General features: G+C 71.9%; 16 protein-coding genes and 2 pseudogenes. 10 read left to right on the top strand and 8 right to left on the bottom strand.

Going from position 1 to position 17425, the window contains the following annotated elements; translation table 11 throughout:
- Positions 1–92: 92 nt before the first annotated feature.
- Together ACWGIU_RS00780 and ACWGIU_RS00785 are read left to right on the top strand one after the other, a co-directional pair.
- Positions 93–206, top strand: a pseudogene (locus tag ACWGIU_RS00780) (class I SAM-dependent methyltransferase); the annotation flags it as partial.
- A gap of 53 nt (positions 207–259) precedes the next feature.
- Positions 260–400 (top strand): annotated as a pseudogene (locus tag ACWGIU_RS00785) (IS5/IS1182 family transposase); the annotation flags it as partial.
- 69 nt (positions 401–469) lie between these two features.
- On the opposite strand, the gene ACWGIU_RS00790 reads toward ACWGIU_RS00785, so the two are convergent.
- The 4 genes from ACWGIU_RS00790 to ACWGIU_RS00805 all read right to left on the bottom strand — a co-directional run bounded on the left by ACWGIU_RS00790 (position 470) and on the right by ACWGIU_RS00805 (position 4984).
- Positions 470–901, bottom strand: a complete 432-nt coding sequence (locus ACWGIU_RS00790; protein WP_453701546.1) for a VOC family protein — start codon at positions 899–901, stop codon at positions 470–472.
- A gap of 669 nt (positions 902–1570) precedes the next feature.
- A complete protein-coding gene (locus ACWGIU_RS00795; RefSeq protein ID WP_453701547.1) occupies positions 1571–2920 on the bottom strand; it encodes a tetratricopeptide repeat protein in 1350 nt (449 codons plus the stop codon).
- A 60-nt stretch (positions 2921–2980) separates the two neighbouring features.
- Positions 2981–4045 carry a glutathione S-transferase family protein gene (locus tag ACWGIU_RS00800; protein WP_453701548.1) on the bottom strand — a complete coding sequence of 355 codons (1065 nt, stop codon included), beginning with the start codon at positions 4043–4045 and terminating at the stop codon, positions 2981–2983.
- A gap of 279 nt (positions 4046–4324) precedes the next feature.
- Positions 4325–4984, bottom strand: coding sequence for a maleylpyruvate isomerase N-terminal domain-containing protein (locus ACWGIU_RS00805; protein WP_453701549.1), 660 nt, complete (start codon positions 4982–4984; stop codon positions 4325–4327).
- A gap of 122 nt (positions 4985–5106) precedes the next feature.
- On the opposite strand from ACWGIU_RS00805, the gene ACWGIU_RS00810 reads away from it, so the two are divergent.
- The gene (locus ACWGIU_RS00810; RefSeq protein ID WP_453701550.1) at positions 5107–5688 is read left to right on the top strand and encodes a hypothetical protein; all 582 of its coding nucleotides are present in this window, start codon (positions 5107–5109) and stop codon (positions 5686–5688) included.
- A gap of 236 nt (positions 5689–5924) precedes the next feature.
- A complete protein-coding gene (locus ACWGIU_RS00815; protein WP_453701551.1) occupies positions 5925–6824 on the top strand; it encodes an NAD-dependent protein deacetylase in 900 nt (299 codons plus the stop codon).
- 134 nt (positions 6825–6958) lie between these two features.
- Here ACWGIU_RS00815 and cutA read toward each other — a convergent pair whose 3' ends face one another.
- Positions 6959–7282, bottom strand: coding sequence for a divalent-cation tolerance protein CutA (gene cutA / locus ACWGIU_RS00820; protein WP_453701552.1), 324 nt, complete (start codon positions 7280–7282; stop codon positions 6959–6961).
- A 197-nt stretch (positions 7283–7479) separates the two neighbouring features.
- Here cutA and ACWGIU_RS00825 point away from each other — a divergent pair, with 197 nt between their 5' ends.
- Together ACWGIU_RS00825 and ACWGIU_RS00830 are read left to right on the top strand one after the other, a co-directional pair.
- A complete protein-coding gene (locus ACWGIU_RS00825; protein ID WP_453701553.1) occupies positions 7480–7992 on the top strand; it encodes a hypothetical protein in 513 nt (170 codons plus the stop codon).
- A gap of 267 nt (positions 7993–8259) precedes the next feature.
- On the top strand, positions 8260–8829 hold the full coding sequence (locus tag ACWGIU_RS00830; protein WP_453701554.1) for an HPP family protein: 570 nt from the start codon (positions 8260–8262) through the stop codon (positions 8827–8829).
- 124 nt (positions 8830–8953) lie between these two features.
- Here the strand turns inward: ACWGIU_RS00830 and ACWGIU_RS00835 are convergent, their stop codons facing one another.
- Positions 8954–9253, bottom strand: a complete 300-nt coding sequence (locus tag ACWGIU_RS00835; RefSeq protein ID WP_453701555.1) for a hypothetical protein — start codon at positions 9251–9253, stop codon at positions 8954–8956.
- A 429-nt stretch (positions 9254–9682) separates the two neighbouring features.
- Between ACWGIU_RS00835 and ACWGIU_RS00840 the strand changes: the two genes are divergently transcribed.
- The 4 genes from ACWGIU_RS00840 to ACWGIU_RS00855 all read left to right on the top strand — a co-directional run bounded on the left by ACWGIU_RS00840 (position 9683) and on the right by ACWGIU_RS00855 (position 15270).
- Positions 9683–10903: a cytochrome P450, cyclodipeptide synthase-associated gene (locus ACWGIU_RS00840; protein WP_453701556.1), complete on the top strand. Its 1221-nt coding sequence runs from the start codon at positions 9683–9685 to the stop codon at positions 10901–10903.
- A gap of 145 nt (positions 10904–11048) precedes the next feature.
- Positions 11049–11441 carry a nuclear transport factor 2 family protein gene (locus ACWGIU_RS00845; protein WP_453701557.1) on the top strand — a complete coding sequence of 131 codons (393 nt, stop codon included), beginning with the start codon at positions 11049–11051 and terminating at the stop codon, positions 11439–11441.
- 122 nt (positions 11442–11563) lie between these two features.
- The gene (locus tag ACWGIU_RS00850; RefSeq protein WP_453701558.1) at positions 11564–13558 is read left to right on the top strand and encodes an AAA family ATPase; all 1995 of its coding nucleotides are present in this window, start codon (positions 11564–11566) and stop codon (positions 13556–13558) included.
- 182 nt (positions 13559–13740) lie between these two features.
- On the top strand, positions 13741–15270 hold the full coding sequence (locus tag ACWGIU_RS00855; RefSeq protein WP_453701559.1) for an MFS transporter: 1530 nt from the start codon (positions 13741–13743) through the stop codon (positions 15268–15270).
- 157 nt (positions 15271–15427) lie between these two features.
- On the opposite strand, the gene ACWGIU_RS00860 is transcribed toward ACWGIU_RS00855, so the two are convergent.
- Positions 15428–16504: a hypothetical protein gene (locus tag ACWGIU_RS00860; protein WP_453701560.1), complete on the bottom strand. Its 1077-nt coding sequence runs from the start codon at positions 16502–16504 to the stop codon at positions 15428–15430.
- Entirely contained in the window at positions 16501–17235 is a 735-nt protein-coding gene (locus ACWGIU_RS00865; protein WP_453701576.1) for a SigE family RNA polymerase sigma factor, read from the bottom strand. The genes ACWGIU_RS00860 and ACWGIU_RS00865 overlap by 4 nt, the downstream gene beginning before the upstream one ends.
- Between the last annotated feature and the right edge of the window lie 190 nt (positions 17236–17425).

Consider the following 17425-nt stretch of genomic DNA (forward strand, 5'->3'; position numbering starts at 1 on the left):
CGCACCCGGGGGGCCGGCCTTCTTCCCTTTCAAGTGCTTCTGGGCCTCACCCATGACCATCCGCTTCCGCGCAGGCGGGGATGTGTCCACCCATGGGCCACTTCGTCAACACCGCGCAGGCCGAAGCGTGGAACGGATACGAGGGTGCGCAGTGGGCCCGGAGCCAGGAACGCTGGGACGCCGTCAACGACGGCTTCAACCAGCCCTCCTGAACGCGTCGCCGCCCTGCGCGAGGACGTCGGCCACGCAGCAGCCGCGACTCGTTCGCGCCCGCGTCGAGCACGCCTTCGCCCGGATGAAGACCTGGAAGATCCTGCGCGACTGCCGCCTGAGAGGCGACAGCGTGCGCCACGCGATGCACGGCGTTGCCCGCCTACACCACCTCGTTCTCATGGGATGACTCCCGCCGCATGCGGGACCTGAGCGGTCCCCGGGAGACGGCTCCCCACCTCGCAGTCTCGGAGGAGAATCAGGCGAGGCAGAACTCGTTGCCCTCGATGTCCTGCATCGTGATGCACGACTCGTTGACGCCATCGGCGCGCTGCGTCAGCACGTGCTTCGCGCCGAGCGCCATCAGCCGTCCGCATTCGGCCTCGAGAGTGGCCAGGCGCTCGTCACCCACGAGCCCGGCGCCGGCCCGCACACAGAGATGCACCCGGTTCTTGACGACCTTGCCTTCGGGAACTCGCTGGAAGAGCAGGCGCGGGGCCACACCCGAGGGATCAGTGCACGCGAAGTAGATCTCGTCCTCGGGCGGCAGCGAGCGGTGGTACTCCCCCCACGTGGCAAAGCCCTCCGGGACCGCCGGTACGACGTACCCCAGCACCTCGCACCAGAAGGCGGCGAGGCTCGCTGGATCCGCGCAGTCGAAGGTCACTTGGAACTGTTTGATCGTCGGCATCGGCGCACACTAGCAGGGGCCCTGCTCCTCTCCCCGGGCCGGTAGGTCCGCACGTTGTCGGGAGGAGCCACCTGCCACCCGTTGCTGTGTCGTGCGGTCGCAGGGGTGAACCGAGGTCAGTGCTTCCCCAAAGGGACCCTGAGACGCGATCCCGGCCGGCCACTCTCGTGCTGCCAAAGATCAGTTACGGGGCAACCCTCAGGGGGCGGCAAGGTCGATCGCCGATACGGTGCCGTCGCCGCTGTTGGCGACGTAGACGCGATTGCTGTGGGGCTCGAATGCCCTACCCGCCGGTTGGGATCCGACCGGGATTCTGGCCATTTAACCCTTCGTGATCAAGCGCCCGCGGTAAGGGGCCGATCCGGCCGGGGCGCCGCCGGGCCAGGGCTCATGCCGAATGAAAAGCAGGCCCTCTCGGAAAAATGGGCGACGTACCATCTGCGGGTCGGCAGCGTTTCCGACGTGACCGACGGGCAGACTTCCGTGCAGGCGCCGTTCCCGTCATCCCCCGTCGCGAAAGAGAGTGTGTCACTTTCGTGGGCGGCCGGAGCACGCCTACATCCAGTGGATACCCGTGGGAGGCTCTCCGCAATTCGGGTTGATCACGCAGAAGTCGATGCACATATCGCTGGTTCCAGCACCGTCACCGCCATTACGGCGACGATCCCCTCAGCGCAGGCGATCGTCGTGCCGGGCGCCGTCCCACAGCTCGGGCGGTCGGGGGGCGGGACGATGGAGAACGGCCAGTGCGTCCTCGATGCGGCCGAGGTCGATGAGGTAGGCGGCCAGGCCGTGGCGGTTCGCGGAGGCGTGCTGTTCCAGGGCCGCGACGGCCTCCTCGGTGCGTCCGGCGCCGGCGAGCAGCTCGGCGATGTGCGGCGCCGCGTACCATTTGGCGCCCTCGGGGTGGGAGCGGGCCTGCGCGACCGCTTCGTCGACGCCATCGCGGGCGGCGATCAGCGGCAGCCGTATCCGGAACAGGTCCCATTCCTCCTCGCGTCCGCAGCCGGCAGCGAGGGCGTCGAGGTGCGCCAGGCCCACCTCTGGGCGGCCTTGGTCGAGGCACAGTGCGGACAGGGCATGCAGCACCAGGTCGTCGTCGTTGCGGGTGGCGGCGTGGACGCGCATCACCTCGATCGCTTCGTTCCCCCGGCCGTGCCGGGCCAAGAGCTGCGCGAGCTCGAAAGCCGAGTGGGGGTCGCGGGGCACGGGTCCCTCGACCCGCCGGTATGTTGCGATCGCCCCTTCCACGTCGCCGCGCTCCTCCAGCAACCTCGCGAGCCGTTGCACGGCGCACCCCGAGTCATCACTCGCCGCAGCGGTCCGCAGCTCGTCGAGCCGGCCGTGCCGGGCCAGCAGCGCGGCCAGTTGCTCTCGGTTATGGAGTCGAGTGGGGCCACTGGTGCGCAGCAGGGTGATCGCCTCGTCGGTGCGACCCTGGCGTTCGCGGATCGTGGCGAGCAGCCCGATCGCCGTGTCGCGATCGATGCCTCGGCAGCACCACGGGAAGTCGGAACACCGGTGTTCGGTCCGGGCGGCGAGCAGAGCTGCGGCTTCCTCGTCACGTCCGGCGGCGCCCGCGACGTCGACGAGCGCCACGGCGAAGGAGAGCTCACCGATGTGCGGGCGCAGCAGGGTGAACGCCTCCTCGGCTCGGCCACGGCGGGCAAGTAGGCGCGTGTAGGACTCCAGTGCCAGCGGGTGTCCGGCCTTCATGCGGACCCGCGTGATCTCGATCGCTTCGTCGACGCGGCCCCAGCCTTCCAGCAACTCCGCCGCGGCCGCGACGGCCGTCCACCAGCCGGTCGCCAGGTACGGGGTGAGTACCTCCCACGCGTCCGCCTGCCGGCCCTGCTCACCCAGCCACCGCGCCCACGCCAGGGCGCAGAACCACTCCCCGCGTCCCGCCTGCAGCTCCACCACGTCGCCGTGGCCGCGTTCGAGCAGCCGCGTCGCCAGCTCGGGGGGAATGCAGCCGGACCGCGTCCGGGCCCGGTGCTCAAGATCAGTAGGGTCCACGACCCCGCACCATAGCGCTCGTGCACGGCACTGCCAGTTTTCGCCAAGGGCCCAGGAGCGCTACGCGCTCACGGTCGTCGTCGGCCAGGGACCAGCGGAGTGGTTCTGTCGCCGAGAGCCGGCTGCCGCGGTGTGGCCCGCCGGCACCTCCTCGCCGGGAGCCACCGGCCCAGGCGGAGTGCCGTCACCGAACGGCCGACCGCCGAGCGCCGAGCGCCGGTGCGGCTCCAGCCAACCCGACAGGTCCGGGCCCCCCGGCACGATGCCGGTGGGGTTGATGTCGTCGTGCACCAGGTAGTAGTGGCGCTTGATGTGGTCGAAGTCGACGGTGTCGCCGAAGCCGGGTGTCTGGAACAGGTCCCGCGCGTACGCCCACAAGACGGGCATCTCGCTCAGCTTGTGCCGGTTGCACTTGAAGTGGCCGTGGTAGACGGCGTCGAAGCGGACGAGGGTCGTGAACAGGCGCACGTCGGCTTCCGTGATCGTGTCGCCGACGAGGTACCGGGATGCCTCAAGTCGCTGCGAGAGCCAGTCCAGCCGCTCGAAGAGGCGCTCGTAGGCCGACGCGTACGCCTGCTGTGACCCGGCGAACCCGGCCCGGTAGACGCCGTTGTTCACCTCTTCGTAGACCACGCTGTTCACCGCGTCGATCTCCGGCCGCAGAGCGGCCGGGTAGAGATCGGGCGCCCGGGCCCGGTGGTAGGACCCCCACTCCAGCGACATGTCGATCGTGATCTGGCTGAAATCGTTGGTCACCACCTCGCCCGACGGTACGTCCACGATCGCCGGCACCGTGACGCCACGGTCGTAGCCGGGATCCCGGGCGAGATAGGCGTCGCGCAGCCGTTCGATGCCCAACACCGGGTCACGGCCGCCCGGGTCGAGGTGGAAGGACCAGCTGCGGTCGTCGTGCTCGGGCCCGGCGACGGCCATGCCGAGGGCGTTCTCCAGCCCCAGGAGCCGGCGTACGATCACCGCCCGGCTCGCCCACGGACAGGCACGGCTGACCACCAGTCGGTAGCGGCCCGCCTCCACGGGGAACCCGTCGCGCCCGTCCGCCGTGATGCGGGTGGTGATGTACCGGCTGTCGCGGCTGTACTCCTTGCCCCGGTTCACGTAGCTCACGCTCTCGCGGCTACCCCGGAAACGGGGCGGCAAGCGGCGGACGGCACACACCGATGCGCGGCGGTGGCCCGGCGGCTGCGTGGGCGTCCGTGCCGTCGCCCGCCGGGGTGGGATGTGCGATGCCGGCGCGGGCCGCCGCCGTTCCGGCTCCGGTCACCTCGCCCGAACGGTCGGGCAGAACCGGCACCGCGCCAGGGCCCCTGCTTGCGCTCCCCGACCGGGCCGCAAGCGAAGGCATGGCGTTGCTCGCGGTCCGCGCCAACGAGCGGCGCGGGCGGGTCAGCCCAAAACGAGCGGGAACCTCACCCCGGCGTCGCCCAGTTCGGCGCGCTGCGCGTCGGTGGGCGCGTCACGGCCGGTGCCGACCAGGAGTGCGTCCCGGTCGGTGAACGACGTGGGGAACGCCGCCCCGGCGATCCGCTCCAGCATGGCGCGGGAGCGGGCCAGGCTCTCCTCGGGCGGGCGGGTCCTCGCATTGGGGAGGTGGGCGACCAGGTCGAGGTGGTGCAGCGTCCACTCCAGGACGTACGCGCCGAGGTAATCGCCCACGGTGAGAACCTCGCCGCGGGTTCCCACCCTGCCCTCCGGATCGGCGAGTTCGGCGGCGCGGCCGACTGCGGAGCCGACGTCGTCGAGATGGAACCGGAGCAGGTGCGGGTCCCCGTAGGCGGCGGCCAGCCGGACCGTGAGGGCGTCGAGCGGGTCCTCGCCGGTCGGGGGCCGGTCCTCGACGTGCCAATAGGTCACCGCATCGACGGTCGGCTCCGTCGCGGCGGGGGTGGCGAGGGTGATCAGGACGTCCTGGGCATCGATGACCAGGTGGCACACGAGGTCCCGTACGAGCCAGCCGGCGCAGCCCGACGGCCGTGCGAAGTCCGGATCCGGGAGCTCGGCGACCGCCGTGCGCAACGCCGTCCAGGAACGGGTGAAGAGGTCCACCCCGGCACCGTAATGCGGCGCCACCGCGGCGGACAAGCAGGGCTGTCCGGTCCGGCGGCTGCCGGGCGCCGGGCAGGATGTGTGAGACTCCCTCTGAATGATCACTCGGGGGGAGTTCCGCGTTGAACGCGCTGTTGAAGAGGGTGTGGATCGGGCTGGCCGCGACCTTGATCTTGAGTCTGGCCGCCGTGGTCCTGCCGGATCACATCCAGATAGGCGACGACGGGCGCATCCACCTGGGCGCGCCCGCGACCACGCCGTCCACATCCGAGGCGGCGCCCACACCGGAGCCCACGTCACCGCCCCTCGCACGGGACGCCGTGGACGAGGTGATCCGGACCGCGATCAGCGCGGCGGGCCTGGATCCGGCGCAGGGCCGCCCGATCGGCGCGGCGGGCGCCGACTCGAACAGGACGGGCTGGACGGCCGTCCGCGAGAAGACCGCCGCACAGTCGGAGATGAACGCCATCTGCGCCGACCTGGAGCGCCAGGGCTGGACGCTGAACCCGAACGGCGACCGGCCCGACGCCTCCCGCAGCTACAAGCGCGGGGGCTGGTACCTGATCGTGAGCACGCGCGGGAAGACGCAGGCGCCGTCCACCACCTCCGCCTTGACCGACTCGCAGACCTACCTGACCCTGGCCGGTCTCCAGCTGAACCTTTCCGACGTACCCCTCCCCGAGATCACTGTCCGCATCGGCTGACCCCTTGAAGGACACGGAAACCGCCCACCCGGGTCCGGCGCGCGGCGGGCGGCGGACGCGTCCGTGATCCCGGCCTCGCGCCACCGGCAGCCGGGGGCGCGCCGTGAGCCCCACCGTGGCGCGGCTCAGCGGTGCGTCGGGCTCCAGCCCGTCAGGCCGGGGGCCAGACGGGGCACGGTCCGGTGCCGGTGCCGGTGCCGGGTGCCGGGGCCGGGCCCTTTACGTACGCTGGCTGCATGCGTACGCGCCCCACTCTGAGCTGGACCCCCACCGACGCCCCGCGGCCCGGCACCACGGATCCGGAGCCGGTCGCCGACGCGCTGAGGGCCGGCGGCGTGCTGGTGCTCAGCGGGGCGGGCCTTTCCACGGAGTCGGGCATCCCCGACTACCGGGGTGACGGCGGAAGCCTGCGCCGGCACACCCCGATGACCTACCAGGAATTCACCACGAGCACCCACGCCCGGCGCCGCTACTGGGCACGCAGCCACCTGGGCTGGCGCACCTTCGGCCGCGCCCGGCCCAACGCCGGGCACCGGGCCGTGACCGCGTTCGGCCGGCACGGCCTGCTCTCGGCGGTGATCACCCAGAACGTCGACGGCCTGCACCAGGCCGCCGGCAGCGAGGACGTGGTCGAACTCCATGGAAGTCTGAACCGGGTCGTCTGCCTTTCCTGCGGCGCCTCCTGCACGCGCCGGGAAGTCGCCCGGCGGCTGGAAGAGGCCAATGCCGGCTTCGAGCCCGTGGCCGCCCAACTGAATCCGGACGGTGACGCCGACCTCACCGACGAACAGGTCGGAGACTTCGCCGTCATGCCCTGCTCGGAGTGCGACGGCATCCTCAAACCCGACGTGGTGTTCTTCGGCGAAACCGTTCCCCCGAACCGGGTCGAGCGCTGCCGCGAACTGGTCGATGCGGCGACCTCACTGCTGGTCCTGGGGTCCTCGCTGACGGTGATGTCCGGCCTCCGGTTCGTCCGCCAGGCAGCCCAGGCGGGAAAACCCGTACTGATCGTCAACAGGGACCCGACGCGAGGCGACCGGCACGCCGCCACCCGCGTCGCGCTCCCCCTGGGGGCGACCCTCACCGCCCTCGCCGACGCACTGGCAATCCCCGTCGACGGCCCGACGGCGGACTGAACCAGGGACCTGCCCGTCCCGAGCATCATCGACGCCTCGACGGCCCGGAGGTCGGCCCCTCCGCGATCGCCACCCTCCTCGCCGCCTCCTTCACCGACCTCCTCGCCCCCACCATCCTGGGGGTGGGGCGAGAGCTACCCGGTCGTGGTTTCCTTCACCACCCAGGCCAGGTACTCCTCCGACGTTCCGGCGGTCGGGAGCACGATCCACTGCGGCACCTCGTACGGGTGCCGCTCATGCACCCACGCCTGCAATTCGGCGACCTTCTCGGCCGTCGTCTTGAAGGAGATCCGGTACTCCCGCTCGTGCTGCACGGCGTCCTTCCACCAGTAGAACGTCGTCATCCGCGCGTCGATGTGCACACCGGCCGTCAGCCGGGCCTCCACCGCGGCCCGCGCGATCTCATGCGCCTTCGTCTCGTCGTCCACGGTCGTCTGCGCGATCACGATGCTCGCCATGCCTGTCCTCCTGGGTCCGTTCCGGCCACCCTACGGTCGGCTTCCACGGGTTGCGGTATTCCGTCCCGGGCCGGAAGGAACGAACCGTGCGGAAGGCGGGTAGGGCTGACGGCCGGGGCGCGGCTATCGTGCGGTGACAGGGAAACGGTTCGGGGGAGGAACTGTGGCGTTACTCGATCAACTGCCCGCCCTGATAGGTGTCATGGGTCGGTTCGCTCGGCTCCTACGCCGTGCAGACCTTGACCGAGCGTCGGCGGTGGAGGCGGCAGCGGGAGGAGCGGTGGGACGAGAAGCGGTTCGAGACGTACGGCCGTTACGCCAATGCCCTCAAGGCGCAGCTTCGCGTCGCCCAACGCATCGGCGCCTCTCTCGGATTCGCGGACGTGGCCGATCCGATGGCACCGGCCGAGGGTCTGCCCATGCTCGCCGCCGCGGAGTCCCACCGGGTGACGGAGTGGGAGTCCGTCCTGCTCGTCGGGGACGCGGTGACGATCGCTGCGGCGCGGCGCTGGCACGAGACGGTCTGGACCGTCGAGCTGCTGGTGCGGGAGGGCGCGGTCGACGGCGAGAGGTGGACCAAGGCGCATCGGCTCGCGAGTGCGGCACGTGACGCCTTCTACGAGAGCGCGCGGCGCGACCTCGGCATAGGGGGAGCTCCACCACCGTCGGGGCAGTGGCCACGGCAGTGGCGGGCCGAGCTTTCCGGGTGAGTGGCGGCGTCAGGACCGTTCCAGCATCCGGCGGCGCAGCGTGCCGTCGCCCCCCATCCAAGAGCACGCGGCAGCCGGACGCCGGACGACTCCCCGACGGCAGCGGATACGGCTCGCGCGTCCCCTCGCCCCCCGGCGGGCCGTCGGTGTGGCCGCTCCACGCAGGCGTTGTAGGGCGGTGACAGATCGGCGGTGCAGGGTGGTCGGCGGTGCGCGGCCCCTCCCGTGCGCCTGGACCCGTGTACCGCCGTGCCAGGAGCCGCCCTCGTGAACGCTGACTCCGTGCTGCCCCGCCGGCGCGCGCCCGGCCCCGAGGCGCCTTGTGCCGAAGTACCGCTCCCGACGACGGGGCGCGGGCGCCGTCACTCCGCCTGGCGCGGCGCGGCAGCGGCCCTTCCCGGGGTCAGCGCGGTCACCACCGTCCTGCTGGTGCTCGCGGCCGTCGGGGCGGTGATCAGCGAACCGGTCCTCATACCGTCCCTTGCCGCCAGTGCCGGAGTCCTGCACAGCGCTCCCACCCTTCCCATGGCCCAGCCCCGGAGCGTCGTCGTGGCGCACCTCCTGGGCGCCGGCGCCGGGTACATGGCCCTCGCGCTGTCGCAGAGCAGCCCCTGGAGCGCGGCGCTGGCCGGGGGGTTGACGTTCGCCGCCACCACGCTCGCCCGGACCCCTCACTCACCCGCCTGCGCCACCGCCGTCGTCGTCGTGCTGCAGGCCCCGGCACCCGCGCGGTTCGTCCCCCTGCTGCTCGGGGCCACCGTGGTCCTCGTCGTCGGCGGCTTCGCGGCGTCCCGTCTGCACCGGGGAGCAGCCCGGTATCCGGTCCGCTGGTGGTAGCGCGGCTCGGCCACCAGGCCCTCGGCCGTCCAGCGTTCACTTCCCGGGCCGTGTGCAGGCCCGGGTCGCAGTCGTTGATCCCGCACCGCCTGGACCGGTACTGCCGGTTCCGCCTGCGCCGCCCTTATCGGGGCAGCCAACCGAAGACCCTCGCCAGTGAGGAAAGCAGACCGAGGTGGGTGACGAGCAGCAACACCCACTCCATGGGGCCCATGCGCCACCGGCTACGGGCTGTCACCCGCCATTCGTACGCCACCGTGCCGACGGCGAGCACGAACAACGGCGCCCACAGGAAGGCCCACCAGGACCGGACCTCGGTCAGGCGGAGCACGAGGGACAGCACCGTGAACAGCGCCGCGGGCAACCCCCATCCCGGCTTCTCTTCCTTCTCGACGGCGGTCGATAGGCCTGACGAGGCGTTCAAGGTATGTCCTTTCGGGTCCATTTTCGAACAAGGCTCACTTTAAACGCCGTTTGCATAGCTCCGCTCAATTGATCGTTCCTGCCGACGGGTGCGGGGAGGTCCGCTCCGAGCGCTCGGAGCCGGTCGGCCAGGGACCGTTCCTGTTGCGGTCACGGCCCGTCAGACCGCCGACCCGGGGCCGAGAGCTGCGGATCTTGCGCCGGTTTCCACCCAATGGCCGGGTGCGAAGTCGTCCCAACCAGCGGAACCCACGCCGCCGTTCGCTCGTCTTGCAGGCCGGACTGCCTGCCTGCTCTGTTTCTCGCGAACGCGAGAGGGGCAGGCGGCCGTGCCGGCCGGAACCCCTTCGGCCAGGACCGGGGCGGGGCGCCCTTGCCGACCCCCGCTCTTGTTCTTTCCATGCGTTGCGCAGTGCGAGAGGTCCTTTCCATGCCTGTGGTAGACACCGAATTCAGCGTCCTGTCCGAGGACTTCGCCGCTGCCCCCGACCGCTACTTCGCGCAGCTGCGGGAGCAGGCTCCGGTGCATTACGAACCGGCGATCGACAGCTACTTCCTCTCCCGCTACGAGGACGTGAAGCGGGTGCTGACCGACCATGAGCGGTTCACCACCCAGGCGCTGCAGATACGCGCCGAGCCGGTGATGCGCGGGCCGGTCCTCGCCCAGATGACCGGGGCCGAGCACACCGCCAAACGAAGAATCGTCGTCCGGGCCTTCACCGGCTCGGCTCTCCAGGACCAGATACGCGTCATCCACGCCAACGCCGCTGCGCTCATGGCCCCGTTCCTCGCCCTGGGCCGGGTGGACCTGGTCAACGACTTCGGCAAGCCCTTCGCCATCCTCGTGGCGCTCGACGTCTTGGGCCTGGACCGGATGGACTGGCGGAAGGTGGCCGCCTGGCACAGCGGGGTGGCCGAATTCATCACCGGCCTGACCCTCACCCCCGAGCGCCGCCGCCACTGCATAGACTGCGCCGAGCAGTTGGAGGCGTATCTCCTCCCGGTGATCGAACAGCGGCGCCGTACTCCCGGGGACGACCTGATATCCAAGCTGTGCACCGCCGAGTTCGACGGCATCGCCATGAGTGATCGCGACGTGACCGCGCTGATCATCAACGTTCTGGCGGCTTCCACCGAGCCCGCGGACAAGACCCTCGCCCTGCTCTTCAAGCACCTCATCGACCATCCCGAGCAGATGGCGCAGGTCCGCCGGGATCCGGACCTGCTCGGCTCGGCGATCGCCGAAACCCTGCGCTACACCCCGCCGGTCCAGCTCGTTCCCCGCCAGGCCGCGGAGGACACCGTGTTCGCCGGCACCACCGTGCCGGCGGGTGCCACCGTCTTCTGCATGATCGGCGCGGCCAACCGAGACCCCGACGCCTTCACCGCCCCGGACACCTTCGACATCCACCGCCCGGACCTGGGCACCTCCCGCTCGTTCACCGCTGCCGCCCAGCACCTGGCCTTCGGTACCGGACTCCACCAGTGCGTCGGCACCGCCTTCGCGCGCGCCGAGCTCGAAACCGTCGCCGCGATGCTCCTGCCCCTGCTCGACCAGGTCCGCTACAGCCCGGGCTTCCGGTACCAGGAAGCCGGCCTCTACACCCGGGGTCCGCTCTCGCTGTCGCTGGACTTCACCCCCGTCCCCTGACGCGGCACCGGCCGTGACGGACGTGCATGATGCCGACGTACGTCCTCCCCCCGCTCCCCCGGCTCCCCCAGGGCGCTGTCCTCCGCGGCTCCAGGAGCCCCGACTTCTCCCGTACACCCCCCACTCCCCTCAGGCGAAGACGACCATGACATCGACCGACATCACCCGAGCCATCAACGACCTGCTGTTCACCCCGGGCCTCGGCCTCACCGAAGCCATCGACCGGCACTTCACCCCCGACTACCGTCAGCGCACCAACGGCGTGTGGAGTGACCGGGCCTCCTTCACCCAGCACATGACGCGCCTGCGTTCCTTGATCCGCAGCGGGCGCATCGAGGTCCACGACGAACTCAGGGACGGATCGCGCTACGCCGACCGCCACACCGTCACCCTCGTCCACGAGGACGGCCACACCTCCCGTACCGAGGTCTACCTCTTCGCCCAGCTCGCCTCCGACGGCCGCTTCCGGCGCGTCGAAGAGACCACCCTCCTGGTCACCGGGCACGCCGACGACGGGAAGCTCGGGCTCGTCATGTGAGGGGCACGGGCCCGCACGGAGCGCCGCTTCGCGAACGCCCCAGGGGGTCCGCGAGAGATCCGGGCCACCGCAACCGCTGTCCACTGCCGGAAAGAACAAGGGATGGAGCCGCCATGGTGTCCGTGGGGGAAAGACTGAGCAGGGCGCGCGTACAGGCCTTCGTCGGCCGGGACGAGGAACTCGGGCGTTTCGCGGAGGCGTTGGCGGGGGATCCGCAGGCGCCGTTCGCGTTCTACGTGTACGGGCCGGGCGGCATCGGGAAGTCGACGCTGCTGCGGCGGCTGGCGGACCACGCCCGGGCGGCCGGCCGGCTGCTCGTCGAGCTCGACGGCCGGTTCGTCAGCCGGGACCCGGCCGATTTCGAGCATGCCGCCGGACCCTTCCTCGACGTACCGGGAACGGTCCTGTTCGTGGACTCGTTCGAGCACTGCCAGTGGCTGGAGAGCTGGCTGTGGCACCACTTCCTACCGCGTGCCGCGGACGACACTCTGGTCGTCCTGGGCGGCCGGCGGGCTCCGCAGCCGCAGTGGGCCGCCGATCCGGCCTGGTCCCGTCTCCTGCACGTGAGCGAGCTGGAGCCGTTCTCCGCGGACCAGGCCCGGAGCCTGCTGGTGGCGGCGCGGATCCGGCCCGAACTCCGGGACCGGGTGCTGCGCTTCGCCGGGGGCAACCCGCTGGCGCTGTCGCTGGCGGCGGCGGCCGGGTCGGAGGGCTGCGGCCGGGAGGAGATCTGGGCGCCCACGGCGGACGTGCTGCGCACCCTGCTGGCGGGGCTGATCGGGGAGGTGCCCACGGCGGCGCACCGCCGCGCCCTGGAGGTGGCGGCGCAGGCCCACTCGACGTCCGAGGAGCTCCTGGCCGCGGTGCTCCCCGGGGAAGATGTGCATCCGCTCTTCTCGTGGCTGCGCGACCTGCCCTTCATTGAGTCCACTCTGCGGGGACTGCATCCGCACGACGCGGCACGCGAGACGCTGGCCGCCGACCTGCGCTGGCGGGCGCCCAACGCCTTCGAGGCGATGCGCCAACGCCTGGCGGACGAGTACCTGCGCATCCTGCGCGAGGCGCCCGAGGAGCGGGTGTGGACCGTCACCGACGATCTCTTCTACCTGTTCCGGGAGGGCGCGACGCTGGCCCGGCTGCGCTCCTGGTCCCGCGAGGACGAGGTCCACGACCGTCCGCTGCACCCGGACGACATCGATGTCATCCTGCACATGGCCACCGAGACGGAAGGGGCCGCCTCGGCGGACCTGGTCCGCTACTGGGCGCGGCGTCAGCCGCAGGCGTTCAGCGTCTACCGGCTCGTGAGCACGGGCCGGATCGTGGCGTTCACGGCGCGGCTGGCCCTGCCGTCCCCTCCCGACGCCCAGGACCTGGCCACCGATCCGGTCGTGGCCGCCGCCTGGCGGTACACCGAGGACACCGGCCCCGTGAGCCCCGGTGAGCACATCGGCATCAGCCGTTTCTCCATCTACCCCGAGCAGTACCAGGTGCCCTCACGGGTCATCGATCTGAGCAGTTCCCGGGCCCAGGCGGAGGCGGCCCGCGCCCGCGGGCGCGCGTACGGGTTCGCCGTATTCCAGGACGCCGAAACGTGGGCCGAGCGGGTCAAGGGCACGCTGGCGGACACGGGGGCGCGGCCGCGGGTCGGTGAGTACACGTACGGACTGTTCGGCGTCGACTGGCGGCAACTGCCGGTGGAAACCTGGCTCATGCACTTCATATCGGCCACCGAGGCGCCTGCTGCCCCGTCCGGACCGTCGCCCGTCTCGCGCACCGCGTTCGACCAGGCCGTACGCGAGGCCCTGGCCCACTGGCGCGATGCGGACGCGTTCGCCGCCTGTGCGCTGATGCGTTCCCGTCTCGCGGCCGACTTCGACACTCCTGTCGGGGAGTTGCGTGCCTTGTTGCGCGGGGCCGTCGACGACCTCGGGCTCGACCCGCGCGGGGTGCGTGCCCGGGAGGCCCTGACGGCCGGATACTTCTCCGGTGCGCCCACCCAGGAGGCCGCCGCCCGCCGTCTCGGTCTCCCGTACGGCACCTACCGACGCCATCTGCGCCAGGGCCTTGACCTGCTCTGTGAGGCCTTGTGGCAGCAGGAGCTGCACGACCCGCGTTAGGGCGTGTTGTGCAAGTCCCGCCTGGCCTGCGGGGCGCCCGGCGCTACTTTCACAACACGCCCTGGCGGCGGCGGACGCGCGCCGTCGGGCTGGGCCGGGTGGACAGGTGCGGACAGGAGTGGACAGTGGCCGCTCCTGTCGGGCCTGGATAGTGGACACCGTCCGCGTCGAGTCTGTGCGGCATGAACGTTGCACTCACGCAGACGGGCCGGGCAGCAGGCCGGGCCCCCAGGCCGGGAACGGTGCTCGCCGCGCTCGCCGCGGCCCAGTTCACCGTCATGCTCGCCACCTCGATCGTCAATGTGGCACTGCCGCAGATCCGCGCGGGGGCGGGCCTCTCGGACGGCGGGACCACCTGGGTGGTCAACGCCTACGGTCTGGCGTTCGGGGCACTGCTCCTGGCGGGCGGCCGGGTTGCCGATCTCCTCGGCCGCCACCGGGTGCTGGTCGGCGGGCTCGCCCTGTTCGCGCTGGCTTCGGTGGCGGCGGGGCTGACCACCTCCTCCGGCGTGCTGATCTCGGCCCGTGCGGTGCAGGGTGTCGGCGCCGCCGCGATCGCCCCGGCCGCGCTCGCCCTGGTGATGGACCGGTTCCCGCCCGGCCCCGGTCGCGGCAGGGCACTGGGCGTGTGGGGAGCGGTCTCCGGCGCGGGAGCGGCGGGCGGGGTCCTGCTGGGCGGTGTGCTCACCCAGGCATGGGGCTGGCCCTGGATCTTCCACTCGGTGGCGCTCGGAGCGGCGGTGGTGCTGGCCGCCGTGGTGGCGCTGGTGCCGCGGGACGCCGGAGCTCGGGCCGGACGGCAGGGTGATGGGAAGCGCGAGCAGTTCGACCTGCTGGGCACCGTCGTCGTCACCCTCGCCCTGACCTGCCTGGTGTGGGGGCTGACCACGGCGCGCGGCGCCGGCTGGACCGGGGCGGGGGTGCTGGGCGCCCTCGGCGCCGCCGCCGTGCTGCTCGTGGCCTTCTACATGATCGAGCGCCGCCGGCCGAACGCGCTCGTACCGCCGCGGCTGCTCAGCGCCGGCCGGGTCGCCGCGGGCAATGTGCTGATGGCCCTGCTGGGGTCCGTATGGATCGCCCTGTTCTTCTTCCTGCCGCTCTACCAGCAACAGGTTCTGGGGTCCGGCCCCTTGATCACCGGAATCGGACAACTCCCCCTTGCCGCCGCCCACATGATCGGATCCGCTCTCGCTCCGCGCGTCGCCCGAGTCATCGGTACCCGCGCCACCGTGACCGCGGCCCTGCTGACCGAGGCCGCCGGTCTGCTGTGGTTGTCATGGATGCGGCCGGACGGGAGCTACCTCGTCGATGTGCTCGGGCCGAGCGTCCTGGTCGGGCTGGGCCTCAGCATCGCCTTCGTCCTGCTCACCGCGCTCGCCGTGGACGGCGTACCGCGCCAGGACGCGGGTCTCGCCGGCGGGCTGGTGAACACCACCCGACAGGTCGGCGGCGCCATCGGCCTGGCAGCCCTCGCCACTGTGGCCGGCTCCGTCACCGCTCACGCATCCACCGACCGGCCACCCCTGGAAGCCCTCACCGCCGGCTACCAGGCCGCCTTCGCCCTCTCCGCCGCAGTCCTGGCCGCCACCGCACTCCTCGCGCTGTTCCTCATCCGCCGTACCGGGGCGCGTACCGCGACCGGCACCACCGCCCGTCCGGCCGCCGCCGACCCGGGAACGTCCCCGCTCCCACCTGTCCCGCTGGACCGCTAGTGCTGTGGCCGGGAAGGTTTGCCGGGTTGCGGCGTCCGGTGTGGTGCATCGCAAGGCGGAGGGCCGCGGCTCGTACTGGACGTACTTGCGCGGTCCGACAACGCGGCGAGGTGCCGTGCCGGGCGTCGTGACCCGGTGAACCTTTCCGGTCACAGCACTAGGGCAGCGGGATCGCGCCCGTCCGGTACACCGTTCCGCCGCAGGCCTCGGGGATCGTCGTCCGCGTGGTCGCGGCCCCCGACTGCGGGGTGTGCGAGACGGCCACGCCGGCCGGGGCAGGGGAGGCGCCCGCCTGCGGTTCGGCGGCCGTTCCGCTCCCCGTACCGCCCGTGGCACCCACCGCGTCGCTCTGCGGGGACTTCTCGCCCCCGTCCGGATTCGCCGACGCGCAGGTCTCCCCCGACGGCACCCACGCGAAGCGGACCTCGTACGCCGTGTTCGGCGGGAGCACCAGCGCCGGAGCCGCCGCCGCCGGATCGGGCAGCAGCCCGCTCGCCGGATCTCCCGCCGTATGGCCGACCACGGCGACCCCGGAGGCCGCGACGGTCCCGGTGCCGGCCGCCGGGGCCGCCGTCACGGTGTCCTGGCCGTTGACCGCGCAGCCCTGCGCCGAGACGTTGGTGACCCGGAAGCTGCCGTACACCCTTCCGTCGGTCTCCGGGGCCCGGGCCGAGCCCACCACCCCGAGCTGGTCCGCGCCGCACACGGGCACTCCCGGCGCCGCCACCGGCGGCAGCGGGCCCGAGCCCGCCACCGAGCCTCCGGAGCCGGCCGGTCCGGCGGAGGTCCCGGCGCCCGACGGGCCTGCCGTCAGACCGTCCGCCGGGGGGCCGGCCGTGGCGTTCGGCTGCCCGGTGCCCCCGCCGGCGGACGGGATTTCGCCGAGGGAGTGGGTCGACCTCGGCAGGGATCCGGAGCCGTTCTGGTGCGGGTCGGAGGGCAGCGCGTCGTGCCGGTCGCCCGTGGCCGCGCCGTGCCCGGCCATCGCCGGGTGGTCCGTGGCCGCGCCATCGGCGGCGGACAGGTGCAGTGCGGCCGGGATCGTCGTCCCGGCGAGCAGCACCGCCGCGGCGGCGCCGACGAGGGCGGCCCGGCGGTTGCGGGTCCGGCGCGCGGGGACGGCATCCCGTAGTCGCGCCAGCGCGTTCGCGGAGGGTTGCAGGCCCTCGACGGCCCCGCGCAGGAGGATGCGGAGCTCTTCTTCCCCGCCCGGCGGAGTGTGGTCGTCCATCATGACTGCGCAGCCTCCATCGCCACCCGCAGCGCGGCAATGCCCCGCGATCCGTACGCCTTGACCGAGCCGAGCGATATTCCGAGGGTTTCGGCGACCTGGGACTCCGTCATGTCGGCGAAGTAGCGCAGCACCAGCACCTCGCGCTGGCGGCGCTGCAGTCCACGCATCGCTTTGATCAGGTCGTCCCGCTCCAGCTGGTCGTACGCGCCCTCTTCGGCACTCGCCATGTCCGGCATCGGCTTCGAGAGCAGCTTGAGCCCGAGGATGCGGCGGCGCAGGGCGGACCGCGAGAGGTTCACGACGGTCTGGCGCAGGTACGCCAGGGTCTTCTCCCGGTCGCGGACCCGGTTCCGGGCGGAGTGCACCCGGATGAAGGCCTCCTGGACCACGTCCTCGCAGGAGGCGGTGTCGTCGAGGAGCAGCGCGGCCAGGCCCAGGAGCGAGCGGTAGTGCGCCTGGTAGGTCGCGGTGAGGTGGTCGACGGTGGTGCCGGCCACCACCTCGGCGACGACGGCCGTCACGGCCGTCTCAGCCGTCTCGCACGTCTCCGCCGTCTCTGCCTCGCCCTTGCTGCTCACGTCCGTCTCAGCGCTGTCGCGCGGCGCGGGCACGAGGCCGCCTCTGACCGGTACGGCCGTGCGTGCGGGCGCCTCTGCCGGCCCCGCCGGCGGGACGGGCACGATCACGGGGAAACCGCCGCCGGGCGTACGCGGACCCCGGCGCGACGGGATGATCCCGATCTGCGCCGGACGGACGGCCGGTTCGAGCAGTGTGTCTGCCACGCCGGTTGGACACGCGTCCCCCCATCAGGGTTGTACGCGTGAGGCATCCTCACCAGCGGAATCCCTATTGCCCTCATGCGTACCCGCTCTTCCCGATTGCCCCGTCTTTATCGAGACGGCAGTCGGGCCATCACCTTGA

The sequence above is a fragment of the Streptomyces sp. NPDC054840 genome, assembly GCF_053611065.1.

Bases quoted from the DNA above. Each gene is read 5' to 3' on its own strand.
- ACWGIU_RS00855 (WP_453701559.1), top strand. From the start codon at position 13,741: ATGAACGTTGCACTCACGCAGACGGGCCGGGCAGCAGGCCGGGCCCCC.
- ACWGIU_RS00815 (WP_453701551.1), top strand. From the start codon at position 5,925: ATGCGTACGCGCCCCACTCTGAGCTGGACCCCCACCGACGCCCCGCGG.
- cutA (WP_453701552.1), bottom strand. From the start codon at position 7,282: ATGGCGAGCATCGTGATCGCGCAGACGACCGTGGACGACGAGACGAAG.
- ACWGIU_RS00860 (WP_453701560.1), bottom strand. From the start codon at position 16,504: ATGATGGACGACCACACTCCGCCGGGCGGGGAAGAAGAGCTCCGCATC.
- ACWGIU_RS00845 (WP_453701557.1), top strand. From the start codon at position 11,049: ATGACATCGACCGACATCACCCGAGCCATCAACGACCTGCTGTTCACC.
- ACWGIU_RS00790 (WP_453701546.1), bottom strand. From the start codon at position 901: ATGCCGACGATCAAACAGTTCCAAGTGACCTTCGACTGCGCGGATCCA.
- ACWGIU_RS00840 (WP_453701556.1), top strand. From the start codon at position 9,683: ATGCCTGTGGTAGACACCGAATTCAGCGTCCTGTCCGAGGACTTCGCC.